This is a genomic window from Affinundibacterium danionis, from assembly GCF_042432465.1.
Taxonomy (GTDB): domain Bacteria; phylum Pseudomonadota; class Gammaproteobacteria; order Burkholderiales; family Burkholderiaceae_D; genus Undibacterium; species Undibacterium danionis.
The window spans coordinates 150,093-164,938 of the sequence record NZ_JBHLXJ010000015.1 but is presented as its reverse complement, the minus strand read 5'-3'; the positions used below and the strand labels follow the sequence as shown (position 1 = coordinate 164,938).

The following is a 14,846-nucleotide window of genomic DNA, read 5'->3' as shown; positions in this document are numbered from 1 at the left end:
CAAGAAAGTGAGTAGCGCATGCAAAAAATGACGATTCAACTGTGGCTGAAACGGAGCTTGTCTTTAGCGCTCATTCAGTTGCTGCTTGCCTGTGCTGCGATAGACCCGAATCACATACTCACGCGCGGATTCGGAAATAATGCCCCTGCGGCTGGCGTCGCGCTAGATAGCGACACCAAGCAACGTGCTTATGATTTTGTATGGAACCGCGTCAATGAGGCTTATGTTGATCCGAACTTGAATGGTGTGGATTGGAAAAAAGTTGGTGAAGAATATCAACCTCGTATTTTTAGCGCCCCAAGTGATGAAGCATTTTGGAAGAGTTTAGACAACATGGTGGGCGAACTGGGTGACGCGCATACCCGTGTGCTCTCAGCAAAACAATATGCTTATTTTAAAGAGAAGGCCGCTTACACCATTGGCTTAGGTGTCGCAGAATTGCAAGGCGAAGTGATTGTGACGGGCGTTGCGAAAGATTCCTCCGCTGAGAAAGCAGGCATCACTAAAGGTAATCGTCTATTAAAAATTGAAGGCGTCGATGCAAATGATTGGTGGCGCTTGCAGTTGAGTAAGGTGCGTAAAAATTCGTCTGAACGAGCGCAAGCCAAGTCAGTGAAACGCATATTGAATAGCGGTGACTTGGATGCTCCAACCGACAGCATCGCTCTACAAATAGAACGGAATGATGGCAGCACTGTGGATGTCGTTTTACAACGCACCCAATTGCCAGTTAGCGATAGTCTCAACGGGAAAATGTTGGATGAACAGATTGGCTATATCCGTATGAGTAGTTTTGATGCCAGCTTAGGCAAACAAATCGAAGCCAATTATGACAAAGTGCGCGAGGCCAAAGGTTTAATCATTGATTTACGTGGAAACGGTGGCGGCTCACTCGGTGTTTCTCTCGGCATGATGAATCAATTAGTGCAAGGAACCGTGCCGATTGGTAAACGCATTACGCGCAGCGGCAAACCGCCGGCTTTGTTTTTTGGATTAATTAGCACCGGCAAATTAGAGCTTGAATTGCGCGGAGTGAAAAATCCTTATCTTGGCTCCGTGGTCGTTTTGGTCGATGGCGACAGCGCAAGCGCGAGCGAATTTCTCGCCAGCAGCTTGCAAGCCATAGGCCGCGCCAAAGTCTTAGGTGAAACAAGCTGCGGCTGCTTGCTCGGCTATATGGGCTATGCCAATGTGCCAGGTGGCGGTGCTCTGGCGTATAGCGAAATTGACTTCGCCCCCGTTAATGGCAAACGCATAGAACGCGTCGGCGTGATCCCTGATCAACAAGTGATTTTGAACAAGATGGATTTGCGTGCAAACAAAGATGCAGGCTTAGAAGCAGCAATTCAAACTTTAAAAAACATGCAGCAAGACAGCGTCGTCAAATTGGTAAGTGCTATCGAGTAAATTGAACCAAGTGTCTTAGTACAAGCACTATCGGAAACTCCCTTCTCCCGCAAGCGGCGAGGTTGCAAATTCGGGGGCAGGGGATGAGGGCGCTTCAGCAAATGCAAACGTATTCAAGCGAGTAAACTTTAATTGCCAGCGCAGCAAAAACAAATCAATCCTCAAAACTAGCCAACTGCTGACGCTGGCGATTCACTACCAAACGCGTAACATCCGGTCGAGAATAATGTCCAGCAACATCAAAATTCTGCCGCTCGCGTCGTACTTGATTTCTATCCAAAGTCGCAATCAATAAACACTCTTGATCAATTACGGGTTCAACAACCCAACTACCATCCGGCGCAGCGATACACGAACCACCATTCGCCAAGACATCGGGGCAACGCGCCAGAATGAGATCCAGATGCGGAGTAGCCGCCGGAAAATCCTGCTTGCGCATTAAACCCGATACGGCAACACTAAAACTTCTGCCTTCCTTCGCAATAAAGCGAGTTAGGTCTTCGGTATTGCGCAAATTGCCAGGCCAAATCCCCACATGCAAATCTTCCCCTTGTGCATACAAAGCGGCACGCGATAAAGGCATCCAGTTTTCCCAACAATTCAAACCACCTACAGTAAAACCATCCAGCGCATGCGTACGCAAACCATGTCCATCACCCGCCGCCCACGTCAGGCGCTCTTCGTAAGTCGGCATCAATTTTCTATGCACCGAGCCAATCACACCATCAGCGCCGATATACACGCAAGAGCAATACACGCTGTAACCCGTGCGATCTTTCGGACGCTCCAAACAACCGAGCATGATCGCGATCTGATACTGTTTCGCCGCCGCACAAAATGCATCAAGATCACCCGCCTCAATATCCACGCCTTGCGCCACATAATGCGCATGCAAATCCTTTTGCACCTCATCATTAAAACGTGCGCCATCTGTTAGATCTAACCAAAACGGATAGCCGGGTAATAAAGTCTCACCAAAACAAACCAAGCGAGCACCTTGTTGTGCGGCTTGCCGCACGTAATCAAGCATCTTGGCGGTGGTGGCGATGCGGTTGAGCCAGACAGGGGCGATTTGGGCTAGGGCGACGGTGATTTTGTCTTGGTGATTGGTGATCATGAGAATGTTTGTGAGATAGAGTGGAAGGAGAATGTTGAATGGTGAAAGTCTCAATCTAAATTTAATCTTGATAGCCAGCTTCGCGGTGATGCCGAATCGCTAGAACAAGAATCACATCATCGATTTCTTCAAAACTGTATAGCCCAACATAGCCAGTATTGCCGCGTGAAATCACTAACTCGCGTAATTCATTTTTTATTGGGCGACCAATCAGTGGATGATGCTCCAGTAGCGAAATAGCTTCTTGAATTAAATCGACGGTTTGTAAAGCGACGTTCGGATCACCGTCGAATAAGAAATCAACGAGTCGTTCGAGATCATCAAGCGCCCGTTGTGAATAAATTATGCGCGCCATGGTTTGGCAGTGAGTTTTGTAGGCTCGACAGTTTTTTTCTTACTCGCCGCGTCCATTTTTTTCTGAATACGGTCACGCAAGTGTTGATGCACCTCATCCGCCGCATAGCCCAATCCTGACTTCAAAGTTGCAGCACGTGCGGCCTCTGCATCATTGATCAATGCAGCTTGTTTTTCTGCCGCGAGCGTCGCTTTACGAATCGCTTCCACCATAAAGGCATGTGGCGTGACACCCAAATCCATCGCAGCAGCACTCGCTTTCTGCTTGAGTTCGTCGGGTAGTTTGAGTGATGTCGTGGACATAGCAAGCCTCGGTGCTTTGAAAAATAGTAGGTAACACTAAAGTAGCACCTTTTGTTTTGATTAGCAATGTAGTTTTTTATTGCATTACTTGGATGTAAGATATTTCTGTTTTCCATCACTATCTCTTGGACATGCCCGTTGGGAGAATCCAAGCTTATGTTGATGTTGGGAATATAGCTGTCGAATGTAATAGGTTTACTCTGCTCTGATGCGTCTAGTGTGCGAGGCTCGTAATATTAAAGAAACTAATTGTTTATTTTTTTATGTTCGGGTATCTTGGTATTTTGAGAAAGTCATATTGGACATCATGAGTAAAGGCTTCCCTACTTACAGTAAAGCTGCACAAAAAGGCGACCGTGGAGTCGATTTGGTATCGCGCGTAATCAACGAGGAATTTGGTTGGCTATTTAAAAGAAATCATCAGGAGCATGATTTTGGTATTGATGCGCAAGTGGATATTATTCTTGAAGATGGAACTGTAACCGGTCAGATGATTGCCCTACAGATAAAATATGGCAAGTCATTCTTTGAAGAAAAGAACCAATGGGGATACATTTTTCGAGGCGATATTAAGCACTTTAATTATCTCGTAAATTATCCAGCGCCCGTTCTTATTGCCATTTGTCATCCTAGCTCAAAAGATATTTACTGGGTTGTTTTTAGTCCAGAAATCACGTCGAGAGCTGGTGAGAATTGGAAAATTACTATTCCGTTTGAAAATAAACTAAATGGATCAAAAAAAACAATTTTAGACTTATTGCCGCCACCTTCAAATATTCTTGAAGAAGTTCAGCATTACTGGGATGTTAACGAAGTACTTGTAACTTCGGAGCACTTTCACTTTATTATTGATCGTGATGACGTGCGGGCACTAAATACTTCGCCTATCCGGAGCTTTTTTGATCGAATAAAAGGCACGAGAGAAATTGCTGCACACTGCCAAGGGAAAGTGGAAATTAGTTTTTACGGATATGATGAAGATATTCGCGAGCTTTACGAAATTTCCGAAATGCGAAGATATGTCCCGATCTTGGTTGAAGCACTTCCAGAGTTATTTTTCTTTGCTTATACTGGAGAACGTGCTGCAACTCTGAAAACGATAGCACTATGTTTGACAAACGTAGAAATTCATTCAAGAAAGCCTGATCCAAACAATAAGATACGCGTAGAATTTACTACTATAGAAATTGCAGAATTTCTTGAGAGTCATTTCCCTGGACTAAATGAAATGACCGTATGGTTGAATATGCCACTGGAAGAGAATAGGCGTATTTCAGACGAAGTATTATGTGCTCTTGGACTCAAAGAACTGTCAAAAGATACCTAACAATTTTTTCTGGCGCTGGATAAGCCGTCGATCTACTCAGTTTTCTTTACAGTTTCTGATTATTTCGAGTTATTTGGATTTTCAGATGTGCATCCAAGGATTCAATAACTGAACCCCGGTCGATTTAAAATCATCCACGTTTCGCGTCACAACCGTCATGCCGTGCACCAATGCTGTGGCAGCGATCAAGCCGTCTCGAATGGGTTGTGGGTTGGGTACGTGGAGTTGCGCGCTGCGTCTTGCAACCGCTGTATCGATGGGGAGGATGCGATTGGCGAATGCTGGCAGCACGTGATTATTTAGCCATGATCTCAACGTGGCACCTTGCAACGAGCCGCGGCGTTCAACTAAGAGCACGCCGATTTCTAATTCTTGTATCGTGATGACGGACAGATATAAATCGCTAGTGTTGACGCTATCAGCCCACTTGGCAACATGCTCATCTGCTTTTCCAAGTCGAATTTTTCGTAACTCGGATACTACATTTGTGTCGAGGATGAACATTAAGCAAAGTCCTCAGATCGAGCAAGCTCACGCCTGGTCGGAATTTCAAATTCTATGTCTTCAACACCTGGCATTGCCAATAAGTCGGCAATTTTTTGCTGACCTTCCGTGAGGCGTTGGTAATCTTTTATGCTCAATAGAACGTGTGCTGGCGATCCACGGTCAGTGATAAATACGGGACCATTATTCGCAGCTTTTTTGGCTTCGCTCGCGTGTTGATTAAATTCACGACTTGAGAAGGTTGTAATTGTCATGGCAGCACCTCGCTTAAGGGTATGTAGGTATGTTACTACAAGTGATTTTGTCGTACAAGCAAAGAAAGCTGCGCGTTAGACGATTGCTCGCAAGAGGTTTAAAAACAATGCTCAGGCGCAGGAAAACTCTTATCCTTCACAGCCGCCACATACGCCTTAATCGCCGCATCAATATTGGTTTGACCGTCCATAAAATTCTTCACAAAACGCGCTTTGCGACCTGGGAAGACGCCGAGTAAATCGTGCATGACTAAAACTTGGCCGGAGCAATCGGGGCCTGCGCCTATGCCGATTGTGGGGATGTGTAAGAGATCGGTGACTTCTTTGGCTAATCCTGCGGGGATGGCTTCTAAGACTAATAAGCTCGCTCCGGCTTCTTGTAATAATTGCGCCTCGGCTTTGAGTAAGTCGGCGGCGGCGGTGGTTTTGCCTTGGACTTTGTAGCCACCTAATTGATGAACCGACTGTGGCGTCAAGCCTAGGTGGGCGCAGACGGGGATGGCGCGTTCGGTCAGGAATTTGATGATGGGGGCGATCCATGTACCGCCTTCGACTTTGACCATCTGTGCGCCAGCTTGTATCAATTGCACTGCGTTGTTAAATGCAGATTCAGGTGTGGCGTAGGTGCCGAATGGCATGTCGGCGATGATGAAGGCTTTGTCGTTGCCGCGTGCAACGGCGGCGGTGTGGTAGGCGACGTCATTGTTGGTGACGGGTAGGGTGGAGCTGTGACCTTGGCACACCATACCGAGCGAATCACCGATCAATAAAATCTCTACCCCGCATCGATCCATCATGGCAGCAAAGCTGGCATCGTAGCAGGTCAACATGGTGATCTTTTCGCCTTGCTCGCGCAGGGTGTTGAGTGTCGTGATGGTGACCGCTTTGCGGTCTTGTAAGTATTCAGCCACGATGTTTCCTTTGGTGTGAAGTTGATTGACTTTGAAGCCTAACTTCTAAAAATAAAATACACAGCGCCGACTAAGCATAATCCGGCCCACACGTAGTCTAACTTAAACGGCTGATTCATATAGATCATCGAAAAAGGAACAAAGACTAAGAGCGTTAAGACTTCTTGCAGAATTTTGAGTTGCGCCAAACTGTACTGAGTGTAACCGATACGATTCGCGGGGACTTGGAGTAAGTATTCAAAAAGGGCGATGCCCCAGCTAACAAATGCTGCAATATACCAAGCCTTGCTATTGAGATTTTTAAGGTGGCCATACCATGCAAAAGTCATAAAGACATTCGACAGGATTAAGAGACCAGTAGTTTGAACGATGACAGGAATTTGCATGGGCTGAGTTCGCTTAGGCTAAAGAACGCTAGAGTTTTCGTATGCCTTGATCCGCCACTGCTGGGGCAAATTGATGGGCTGCACCTTTGCCTGGGATCTGAACGAATGGATCGAGTTGTAGCAGTGGAATTAATACGAAGGCGCGTTCTGTCATGCGTGGATGTGGCACGTTTAAGTGCGGCACGTCGATGATTTGTTGACCATAAAGCAGCAAGTCGAGATCTAAGGTGCGTGGCGCGTTGCGATACGGACGTTCACGCCCGCACGACAATTCTAGGGCTTGCAAATGTTCAAGCAGGGCGAGCGCCTCTAGTTCGGTGTTGACTGCAACCACGGCATTGATATAGTCATCGCCGCTGGAGTCGATGGGAGCTGTGATAAACAGTGACGAGGCTTGCTCGAATTGTGTTTGCGGCAAACTACGGAGCTTCGCAATTGCATATTCAACCATCGCGCGTGCATCGCCGAGGTTGGCACCGATCCCGATGTAGGCAGTGATGGTCATACTGATATTCTGTAATTTATTCAGTAGTTTATTCCGTCGGCGCTGCTTTAGGCTTACCGCCGGATTGACGATGCGGGCTGCGTCGTGGGCGGCGTTTTTTTGCAGGTGCGCTCTCGGCTGATTTTGCTTTTGGTTTGATACTTAAAAGGCGCACACGTTCTTGTTCGTCGCCATTGATAAAGTCAGTCCACCATTCGCCAAGCTCGGCATCGATTTCGCCAGATGCACAACGCAGTAACAAGAAATCATAGCCAGCGCGCAGGCGATTATTCTCTAATAATTTGTAAGGCGCTTTACCTATGCGTTTTTCAAAGCGTGGTTGCATCGCCCAGATGTCGCGCATATCGGTGCCGATTTTACGCTGTAGAGCGAGCGCGTCGGTTTGGGTGTTCAAGACATCGTCAGCCGCCAAGTGCAATGCGGGGATAGGGAGTTCGCCAGAGACTTTGTAGGCTTCCCATTTTTCTAATACTTGATGCCAGAGTAATGAGGCAAATAAAAATCCTGGTGAAACGGTTTTGCCTTGCTGTACGCGTTCGTCGGTATTCGCAAGCGCTAAGGTGACGAAGCGTTCACCTAATGGTTGTTCCAACACAACATCGAGCAATGGCATTAAGCCGTGGTGCAAGCCTTCTTTGCGTAATTGCTGCAAACAAGCCATCGCATGACCGCTCATTAAGAGTTTGAGCATTTCGTCGAAGACGCGCGCGCTTGGAACATTGTTGATGAGTGGTGCCATCACTTTGATCGGCGCACGTGTATCGTCGTCAATTGTGAATTTGAGTTTGGCAGCGAAGCGAACCACGCGCAGCATGCGCACTGGATCTTCACGATAACGTAATTCTGGTACCCCGATGATGCGCAAAGTCTTTTTGCGAATATCGGCAATGCCACCGTGGTAATCCAATACCGTTTGGCTGGCGGGGTCGTAATACATAGCATTGATGGTGAAATCACGTCTTACCGCATCTTCGTGTTGTTCGCCAAACGTGTTGTCGCGCAACACGCGGCCGTGTTCGTCTTTGGGCGCTTCATGCTTGGCAGCGCCGCGGAAGGTGGTGACTTCAATCAGATCTTGTCCAAACATCACATGCACAATTTGAAAGCGACGACCAATGATGAAAGCACGGCGGAACAGGCGTTTAACTTGCTCGGGCGTAGCGTTAGTCGCGACGTCAAAATCTTTTGGTTTGACGCCAAGCAAGAGATCACGCACCGCACCGCCGACGATAAAGGCTTTGTATCCGTTGTCCTGCAAAGTCTGCGTGATGCGTATCGCGTTATTCGATACCAAGGCAGGGTCAATGCCATGTTCTTTCGCACTCAAGACTTTTGGCTTGTTTTTCTTCGCGCTGGCTTTGCCTTGATCGAGGGTGTCGTCAGGATTCTTAACGCCTAAGATTTTGCGGATAAATTTCTTAATCATGCTTCGTGCTTGTTGTCGTTACTGTTAATGTTGTTGCGCAAATAATTGCAGCGTCGGCCAGTCATTGGCTTGCGCATGGGCTAGTAAGAGTTGATTTGGATTGGTCGCGATCGGGTGCGTCACGATAGAGAGCAAAGGAATATCATTTTGAGAATCGCTGTAAAAATAACTCTTAGTAAAGTCGCTCAGTTGCTTGCCTTGCTGCGCCAGCCAAGCGTGTAAATGCGTGACTTTGCCGGGGCCAGAGGTCGGCACACCGCGCAGTTTACCAGTCAAATTGCCTTGTTCATCGAAATGTGGTTCTGCCGCCAATAAATGTTCGACGCCCAGCGCTTGTGCGATCGGTTGTGTCACGAAGCGATTAGTAGCGGTAATGATCGCGATTAAGTCGTTTTGCTCTTGATGTTGTTTGAGTAAATCAAACGCCGCTGGCAGTAGGGCAGGGTCGATGACTTCTTGCATGAATTGTGCATGATAGTCATTCAGTTGTTGACGTGAAAATTGCGCCAAAGTGCCTAGTGCAAATTCCAAATACTCGACTGGATCTAAAGTGCCAGCTTGGTATTGTGCAAAGAATTCTGCATTGCGACGACCGAATTCATCCGCATCAACAGCACCGACGCGGCATAAAAATTGGCCCCATTCGTAATCAGAGTCGATTGGTAATAAGGTGTGGTCTAAATCAAAAAGGGCGATGTTTTGCATAGATAGTTTTACTCACAAGCATTGGTCATGGGCGGATTGCTTAAATAGTTATTCCGCATGATCTCTTTGCAATAATTCACGTAATAAAGGTAGCGTAATCGGGCGCTTGGTTTCTAAGGAATAGTGATCCAGTTCGCCTAACATCGATGTTAATGAACGCATATCGCGGCGATAGTGCGTAATCAGATAGGGTAACACGCCATGCGCTAATCCTATGCCTTTTGCCTGAGCGGCGCGTTCTAAAGCATCGATCTTATCTTCATCCGATAATCCGATGACTTGATAAACTAAGCCCCAACCAAGACGGGTGCGCAAATCATCCCGCACATTCAAAATCATCGGTGGATGATTGCCTGCTGCAACAAAGAAAGCACCGTTTGCACGGGCTTCATTAAATAAAGCAAAAGCGTCGATTTGTGCCGCACCTGATAATTGATCACAATCGTCCAGCAAATAGAGATCAATTTCGGGGCTATACCAAAATTGCTCTTCAGGCGCGTCGGCGCTGATATAGCGTGTGTGTGGATCTTGTGCAATCGCATGCAGTAAATGGGTTTTGCCTGCACCCGGTTCACCCCATAAATACACGGAGCGTTCGCCATATTGACTGGCGGTACGCTCGGAGAATAAGCACAGTATTTGCGCTAATTCTGCATTTTGCCCGACCACAAACGTATCTAAAGACGGAAGGCTTTCCGCATCTAGATCAAGTAAAAGCTGTCTCATTGTCATGAAAATCGTCAAAAAAACCTGTTATTGCATCATTTAAGATTGACGATAAAAGGAACTATTTAAGTAAGAAAGTCGCAAGTTTTTCGCTGCAACCGAAATAACGGCAGAAGCCGGTAATGCGACCAGAATACCGATGAAGCCAAATAATTGGCCGAATGCCATTAAGGCAAAAATCACTGTTAGTGGATGCAGACCTATCCGTTCTCCCACTAATTTTGGCGTCAAAATAAAGGATTCTAAGGCTTGGCCGACACCATACACGATACCAACCGCGACTAAGCCATGCAAATCATTAAATTGTAAAACTGCGCTGACCAAGGCTAAAAATAAGCCTAAACCATAACCGAGGTAGGGGATAAACACCAATAATCCCGTCAAAATTCCAACTGGCAATGCCAAATCAAAACCAGCGATCGCGAGTCCTAAGGAGTAGTAAATCGCCAAAATCACCATCACCATGATTTGACCGCGCAAGTATTGTGCGAGCAATTCATCGACTTCTTTAAACCAAGTTTGCGTTTGTTTTAACCAGCGACGTGGGATGAAATTGCGCAGCCGTCCAATTAAGGCGTGCCAATCTACTAAAAGGTAAAACAAAACGATAGGGATCAAAATAAAGTTGGCCAGCATGCCCAAAACCGCGGTACCGCCAACGCGTATCGAGGACAGCACGGCTTTACCAATCACGTCACCGCTGCTGGCTAAATGATCGCTGATAATCGCTTTGATACCTTCGCTATCGATAGTGGCTTGTATCCCGAAGTCATGCAAAATCGGACCAACTAAAGTGTTAAAGCGATTTAGAAATTGTGGAATTTGATTATGTAACAGTGGAATTTGTTTTTGTAAAATCGGCACCATGATCAAGACGATAGCCAAAATACAAGCCACCACCAACAAAATCATCAGAGTCGCCGCAATCGGGCGAGGTAGGTGAATTCCTTTGATTTTGATTTTGCAGAGTTTATCGAGCCAAGGGTTGAGCACATAAGCCAAGATCGCCGCCACGATAAATGGCATCAAAATCGGGCCGAGTAAAGATAGCAAAAGAATAAAGGCGAGCGCGACACTCAGCCATGTAATAGTTTGCTTTTGATTGCTGGTCAGATTAAAGGGCATAGTCTTTTCTTGGCCTATCAAATGTTGAAACCGCGAGTTGAAACCGCTAGTTTGCCTAAAAACTAGGTAAAACCTAGGTCAATTTGTTAAAATAGCGGTTTTGGATGTGCTGAAAATCGTTTTTTCTTAAAATTAAGTGGGAAATTACGCTTAACTAATGAAGTTGAACATTCGAGTTTCTGGCAATTCCGCTATTTTACCGCCTCAAGCCCCTACTGACGAATATCCTATGAGCACAAATACTCCTGTTTCTCTTTCTTATGCCGACGCTGGTGTCGATATGGTTGCTGGCGATGCGCTGGTTGATGCGATTAAACCGTTTGCAAAACGTACTATGCGTGAAGGCGTCATGGCTGGCATCGGTGGTTTTGGTGCGATGTTTGAAGTCAGCAAAAAGTACAAAGAGCCTGTGTTGGTTTCTGGTACAGATGGTGTTGGTACCAAACTGAAATTGGCTTTTCATCTGAATCGTCATGACACTGTCGGTGTTGATTTGGTCGCTATGAGTGTTAATGACATCTTGGTACAAGGTGCAGAACCTTTATTCTTCCTTGATTACTTTGCTTGTGGCAAATTGGATGTGGCAACTGCTACCGACGTGATCAAAGGCATTGCATTTGGTTGTGAACAAGCAGGTTGCGCTTTGATCGGTGGTGAAACGGCGGAAATGCCTTCTATGTATCCTGAAGGCGAATACGATTTGGCAGGTTTCGCGGTGGGTGCGGTTGAAAAAACCAAGATTATTGACGGCAGTAAAATTGTCCCTGGTGACGTGATTTTGGGCTTGGCTTCTTCTGGTATTCATTCCAATGGTTTCTCTTTGGTGCGCAAAATCATCGAAGTCGCGAATCCTGATTTAAACGCGGATTTCCATGGCCGTAGTTTGGCAGACGCCTTGATCGCGCCAACTCGTATTTACGTCAAACCTTTATTGGCTTTGATGGCAAGCATGGAAGTTAAAGGCATGGCGCATATCACTGGCGGCGGTTTGGTAGAAAACGTACCACGCGTATTGGGCGATAAGTTGACAGCAATCTTAGATAGCAAATCTTGGGAAATGCCACCATTATTTAAATGGTTGCAACAACACGGTGGCGTAGCGGATGCAGAAATGCATCGCGTATTCAACTGCGGTATCGGTATGGTCGTGATCGTTGCGGCAGATCAAGCGGATGCCGCGATGGCGCAATTGGCTGCGGCCGGTGAAACTGTATTTAAGATTGGCTCTATTCGTGCTCGTGAAGGCGATGAACATCAGACTATCGTGGTGTAATGTAGGTCACGCTTCGTTTTAAATTTGCTATAAATAAAAACGCACTTCGATAGTGCGTTTTTTTATGGCCATTTGTTTTTGTTTACCGTTAATTTAGGGATGTAAAATTTCCCATAAATTATCCCAATCCTCAGATTTGAACGTGCCTTCGCGTTTTAAGCTAATTTGCCCATTGGCGGAAATAACAAAGTGGCTAGGGTCGCTGCTAATGGTGCCGAATCCATCCAGAGTCTCGGCATTGCCGCGCCAAATCAGCGGAAATTGCTGATTCTTAGGCACACTAGCTGCGACTATTTTGGTGTACATCTCAAAGTCAGCTTTGGTTTTATCAATATTGATGCCGATTAAGACGAAATTTTTAGCTGAATTGTCACGATAAAATTCACGCATTAGTTTTAAATCTCTAGCACACACGGTGCAGCCGCCACTATAAAAACTGACCAAGATGGTTTTGCCCGCATAGTCTTTTAAATCAATTTTTCTTCCCAAGTAATCAGCGCCACTCAGTGTTAATTTGGGGCTGGCTTTGACTTGCTGTGCCGCAGCCGGAAAGCTCGTTGTGGTATATGCGGCGAAACAAAGAAGCAAGCTCAGACAGGCTGGTAGAAAGGGTGTTCGGATTGATGTCTGCATCATACGACTCGCTAAAAGTTAATATTAAGGATAGGTTGTGCTTTGACGTGATTGTGGCTTAACTTAGTTTTAGTCGAATGAGTGCAGATAAACTTACAGATTTCGTTGAAAAAAAGCCCGGATGTTGAATCCGGGCTTTAAGTTAAGCGTTTGTAACTTTGGTGTATGACTTAATTATTCCAGTTTTGTACCTAAGTCTGCTAAGTCTGTTTTTTTACTTACGAATGCGATTGTTTCTCCAAGGATGAGGATCTGGATCAATAATGGTGCCATTGATTTGGAACGGTGCCGCCGGTACAGCAATGCCACTTGGGGCGCAAGTTCCAGACTTACTGTAACTTGCGGCGTTAGCCAACAAGCGTTCGCTTAATGAGCCTAATTCGTGTTCTAGATCATCTGTCGCTGGACAGGTCGGAGCAAAACCATTGACATATCCACCTTTGCCCGCATCGTTGATGCCGTCAAATTCAATGGCAAAATAGGCTGTCCCACAGTTATCTGTTTGTGAGAATCCATAGGGTTTGCCGCAGGTAGTGCCGCCGATAGTGATAACTTGAACGAAAGGTGATAGACCGTTGATAATCGATTCGCTGGCTGAACAAGTGCGGGCGCTGGTTAAAACAAAGACTCGCGATAAATTCAGTTGTGGTAAGTCTTGCCCAGAGCGGGATTTATTGGTAAAGAAGAACTTGCTATCAGCAGTCCAGTCGCTGTGTTTATCGTTGTATTGCAATTGTTCAAAAACACGACCTTGTGCTTTGCTACCTGCGATCATGGAAGCAACTTCGTTAGCGATATAAATATAACCACCGCCGTTGTAACGTAAATCAATCACTAGGTCGTCGATTCCTTGTTGTTTGAAGTTGCGTAAGCTATTGACCAAAGGGTCGGATGCCGTGGCGATATGATCGGTGAACACGAGGTAACCTAAACGGCGACTCTCCGCAGTGGTAATGATTTTGCTTTGGAGAACAGGCTGAGTTACAACTGTCGCTGCTTTCATCTCGACTATGCGTGTGGCGCTGGCGCCGACATCTTTGATTTCAAATCGCGTCGTTGTTTGTGAGCTGGTCGGGTATAGTGCTGCGACTTGAGCGTCGTAGCCGACTTGGCCTATTGGTGTACCATTTAGTCCAACGATCTGAGCGCCGCGCTTAATTTGTTGTAGATCGGCTGGGGAGTTAGGTTGCACATAAGTGACACGTAACTGATTATTTTGGTTGACTAGTTTGTAGCCAAAACTAACATCTTCACCAGCTTCAAAGTAGCCATCTATTTCATCTTTGGGCGCGGTAAAACTGAAGCGATCATTTTTTTTGACTAGGAGTGCATCAAAATATAATTGTGGTGTGCTGTAGTTGGCGGGAGGTACATCAACGATCTGCTTGTACCATAGATATACGTCGTTCAAATGTGCTCTGACCCAATTTTTTTCTACTGATGGCGTGCAAACGTTAGCGTAGACCGAAGGCGCACCTATCGTACTTCCTGTCGGTGTGCCTGTGCCGCTATTGTTCCCATTGCTTCCATTATTGCCGTTGCCATTGCCAGCAACTGAGCAAAGCGCACTGTTTGTGGAGCATAGATCGGCACTCGAAGAGTTACTACTTCCACCACCACCGCAGCTACTTAACAAGCCCGCAAGTAGTAAGCTGCTAAAAAGAGAGGTGGCTTTTCTGAGCTGGTATGTCATCGTCTTTACCTATATTGATTTTTTTTGTTTGTACGGGTTTGTCTGAAAAAAAACACTGAGTTTCTTCGAATCGTATTCGCATTTTATTCATGGTTTATAGGAGCTACTGTCGTGGAGCAGTATAATCCATGTTTTACGCAATGGTGTTGTTTGGTGCCTAAAAACATAATAAATTGAGCATTAAATTTATCCCGAAT

General features: G+C 46.1%; 17 protein-coding genes. 3 read left to right on the top strand and 14 right to left on the bottom strand.

The features are described from left to right. Positions 1-18 precede the first annotated feature (18 nt). A complete protein-coding gene (locus ACFFJH_RS14025; RefSeq protein ID WP_390213479.1) occupies positions 19-1,407 on the top strand; it encodes a S41 family peptidase in 1,389 nt (462 codons plus the stop codon). 154 nt (positions 1,408-1,561) lie between these two features. Here ACFFJH_RS14025 and ACFFJH_RS14020 read toward each other — a convergent pair whose 3' ends face one another. The 3 genes from ACFFJH_RS14020 to ACFFJH_RS14010 all read right to left on the bottom strand — a co-directional run bounded on the left by ACFFJH_RS14020 (position 1,562) and on the right by ACFFJH_RS14010 (position 3,181). Continuing rightward, positions 1,562-2,524, bottom strand: a complete 963-nt coding sequence (locus ACFFJH_RS14020) for a carbon-nitrogen hydrolase family protein (RefSeq protein WP_390213477.1) — start codon at positions 2,522-2,524, stop codon at positions 1,562-1,564. A 61-nt stretch (positions 2,525-2,585) separates the two neighbouring features. Beyond that, positions 2,586-2,879: a type II toxin-antitoxin system RelE/ParE family toxin gene (locus tag ACFFJH_RS14015; protein ID WP_390213476.1), complete on the bottom strand. Its 294-nt coding sequence runs from the start codon at positions 2,877-2,879 to the stop codon at positions 2,586-2,588. After that, complete coding sequence (locus ACFFJH_RS14010) at positions 2,867-3,181, bottom strand: CopG family ribbon-helix-helix protein (protein ID WP_390213475.1); 315 nt, start codon at positions 3,179-3,181, stop codon at positions 2,867-2,869. Before ACFFJH_RS14010 ends, ACFFJH_RS14015 begins: the two co-directional genes overlap by 13 nt. 307 nt (positions 3,182-3,488) lie before the next feature. On the opposite strand from ACFFJH_RS14010, the gene ACFFJH_RS14005 reads away from it, so the two are divergent. After that, a complete protein-coding gene (locus ACFFJH_RS14005; protein ID WP_390213474.1) occupies positions 3,489-4,508 on the top strand; it encodes a DUF4365 domain-containing protein in 1,020 nt (339 codons plus the stop codon). 81 nt (positions 4,509-4,589) lie between these two features. On the opposite strand, the gene ACFFJH_RS14000 is transcribed toward ACFFJH_RS14005, so the two are convergent. From ACFFJH_RS14000 to ACFFJH_RS13960, 9 genes are all read right to left on the bottom strand, one after another. Beyond that, entirely contained in the window at positions 4,590-5,012 is a 423-nt protein-coding gene (locus ACFFJH_RS14000; RefSeq protein WP_390213473.1) for a type II toxin-antitoxin system VapC family toxin, read from the bottom strand. Next, positions 5,012-5,266: a type II toxin-antitoxin system Phd/YefM family antitoxin gene (locus ACFFJH_RS13995; RefSeq protein ID WP_390213472.1), complete on the bottom strand. Its 255-nt coding sequence runs from the start codon at positions 5,264-5,266 to the stop codon at positions 5,012-5,014. Before ACFFJH_RS13995 ends, ACFFJH_RS14000 begins: the two co-directional genes overlap by 1 nt. A 98-nt stretch (positions 5,267-5,364) precedes the next feature. Then, positions 5,365-6,177: a 3-methyl-2-oxobutanoate hydroxymethyltransferase gene (gene panB, locus ACFFJH_RS13990; RefSeq protein WP_390213471.1), complete on the bottom strand. Its 813-nt coding sequence runs from the start codon at positions 6,175-6,177 to the stop codon at positions 5,365-5,367. 38 nt (positions 6,178-6,215) lie between these two features. After that, positions 6,216-6,563: a DMT family protein gene (locus ACFFJH_RS13985; protein ID WP_212684303.1), complete on the bottom strand. Its 348-nt coding sequence runs from the start codon at positions 6,561-6,563 to the stop codon at positions 6,216-6,218. A 28-nt stretch (positions 6,564-6,591) separates the two neighbouring features. Then, complete coding sequence (gene folK, locus ACFFJH_RS13980; protein WP_390213469.1) at positions 6,592-7,068, bottom strand: 2-amino-4-hydroxy-6-hydroxymethyldihydropteridine diphosphokinase; 477 nt, start codon at positions 7,066-7,068, stop codon at positions 6,592-6,594. A gap of 28 nt (positions 7,069-7,096) precedes the next feature. Next, a complete protein-coding gene (gene pcnB, locus ACFFJH_RS13975; protein WP_390213468.1) occupies positions 7,097-8,494 on the bottom strand; it encodes a polynucleotide adenylyltransferase PcnB in 1,398 nt (465 codons plus the stop codon). A 24-nt stretch (positions 8,495-8,518) separates the two neighbouring features. Further along, positions 8,519-9,199, bottom strand: a complete 681-nt coding sequence (locus tag ACFFJH_RS13970; RefSeq protein WP_390213466.1) for a histidinol-phosphatase — start codon at positions 9,197-9,199, stop codon at positions 8,519-8,521. Between the two features lie 48 nt (positions 9,200-9,247). Then, the gene (hda, locus tag ACFFJH_RS13965) at positions 9,248-9,925 is read right to left on the bottom strand and encodes a DnaA regulatory inactivator Hda (RefSeq protein WP_390213636.1); all 678 of its coding nucleotides are present in this window, start codon (positions 9,923-9,925) and stop codon (positions 9,248-9,250) included. 39 nt (positions 9,926-9,964) lie between these two features. Continuing rightward, positions 9,965-11,050, bottom strand: coding sequence for an AI-2E family transporter (locus tag ACFFJH_RS13960; RefSeq protein ID WP_390213465.1), 1,086 nt, complete (start codon positions 11,048-11,050; stop codon positions 9,965-9,967). A gap of 229 nt (positions 11,051-11,279) precedes the next feature. Between ACFFJH_RS13960 and purM the strand changes: the two genes are divergently transcribed. Continuing rightward, the gene (purM, locus tag ACFFJH_RS13955) at positions 11,280-12,323 is read left to right on the top strand and encodes a phosphoribosylformylglycinamidine cyclo-ligase (RefSeq protein WP_390213464.1); all 1,044 of its coding nucleotides are present in this window, start codon (positions 11,280-11,282) and stop codon (positions 12,321-12,323) included. A gap of 93 nt (positions 12,324-12,416) precedes the next feature. Here purM and ACFFJH_RS13950 read toward each other — a convergent pair whose 3' ends face one another. Continuing rightward, entirely contained in the window at positions 12,417-12,959 is a 543-nt protein-coding gene (locus ACFFJH_RS13950) for a peroxiredoxin family protein (RefSeq protein WP_390213463.1), read from the bottom strand. Positions 12,960-13,170: 211 nt separating this feature from the next. Continuing rightward, positions 13,171-14,649: a S41 family peptidase gene (locus ACFFJH_RS13945; RefSeq protein ID WP_390213461.1), complete on the bottom strand. Its 1,479-nt coding sequence runs from the start codon at positions 14,647-14,649 to the stop codon at positions 13,171-13,173. Between the last annotated feature and the right edge of the window lie 197 nt (positions 14,650-14,846).

Bases quoted from the DNA above. Each gene is read 5' to 3' on its own strand.
- ACFFJH_RS14025 (WP_390213479.1), top strand. From the start codon at position 19: ATGCAAAAAATGACGATTCAACTGTGGCTGAAACGGAGCTTGTCTTTA.
- ACFFJH_RS14020 (WP_390213477.1), bottom strand. From the start codon at position 2,524: ATGATCACCAATCACCAAGACAAAATCACCGTCGCCCTAGCCCAAATC.
- ACFFJH_RS14015 (WP_390213476.1), bottom strand. From the start codon at position 2,879: ATGGCGCGCATAATTTATTCACAACGGGCGCTTGATGATCTCGAACGA.
- ACFFJH_RS14010 (WP_390213475.1), bottom strand. From the start codon at position 3,181: ATGTCCACGACATCACTCAAACTACCCGACGAACTCAAGCAGAAAGCG.
- ACFFJH_RS14005 (WP_390213474.1), top strand. From the start codon at position 3,489: ATGAGTAAAGGCTTCCCTACTTACAGTAAAGCTGCACAAAAAGGCGAC.
- ACFFJH_RS14000 (WP_390213473.1), bottom strand. From the start codon at position 5,012: ATGTTCATCCTCGACACAAATGTAGTATCCGAGTTACGAAAAATTCGA.
- ACFFJH_RS13995 (WP_390213472.1), bottom strand. From the start codon at position 5,266: ATGACAATTACAACCTTCTCAAGTCGTGAATTTAATCAACACGCGAGC.
- ACFFJH_RS13985 (WP_212684303.1), bottom strand. From the start codon at position 6,563: ATGCAAATTCCTGTCATCGTTCAAACTACTGGTCTCTTAATCCTGTCG.
- folK (WP_390213469.1), bottom strand. From the start codon at position 7,068: ATGACCATCACTGCCTACATCGGGATCGGTGCCAACCTCGGCGATGCA.
- pcnB (WP_390213468.1), bottom strand. From the start codon at position 8,494: ATGATTAAGAAATTTATCCGCAAAATCTTAGGCGTTAAGAATCCTGAC.
- ACFFJH_RS13970 (WP_390213466.1), bottom strand. From the start codon at position 9,199: ATGCAAAACATCGCCCTTTTTGATTTAGACCACACCTTATTACCAATC.
- hda (WP_390213636.1), bottom strand. From the start codon at position 9,925: ATGAGACAGCTTTTACTTGATCTAGATGCGGAAAGCCTTCCGTCTTTA.
- ACFFJH_RS13960 (WP_390213465.1), bottom strand. From the start codon at position 11,050: ATGCCCTTTAATCTGACCAGCAATCAAAAGCAAACTATTACATGGCTG.
- purM (WP_390213464.1), top strand. From the start codon at position 11,280: ATGAGCACAAATACTCCTGTTTCTCTTTCTTATGCCGACGCTGGTGTC.
- ACFFJH_RS13950 (WP_390213463.1), bottom strand. From the start codon at position 12,959: ATGATGCAGACATCAATCCGAACACCCTTTCTACCAGCCTGTCTGAGC.
- ACFFJH_RS13945 (WP_390213461.1), bottom strand. From the start codon at position 14,649: ATGACATACCAGCTCAGAAAAGCCACCTCTCTTTTTAGCAGCTTACTA.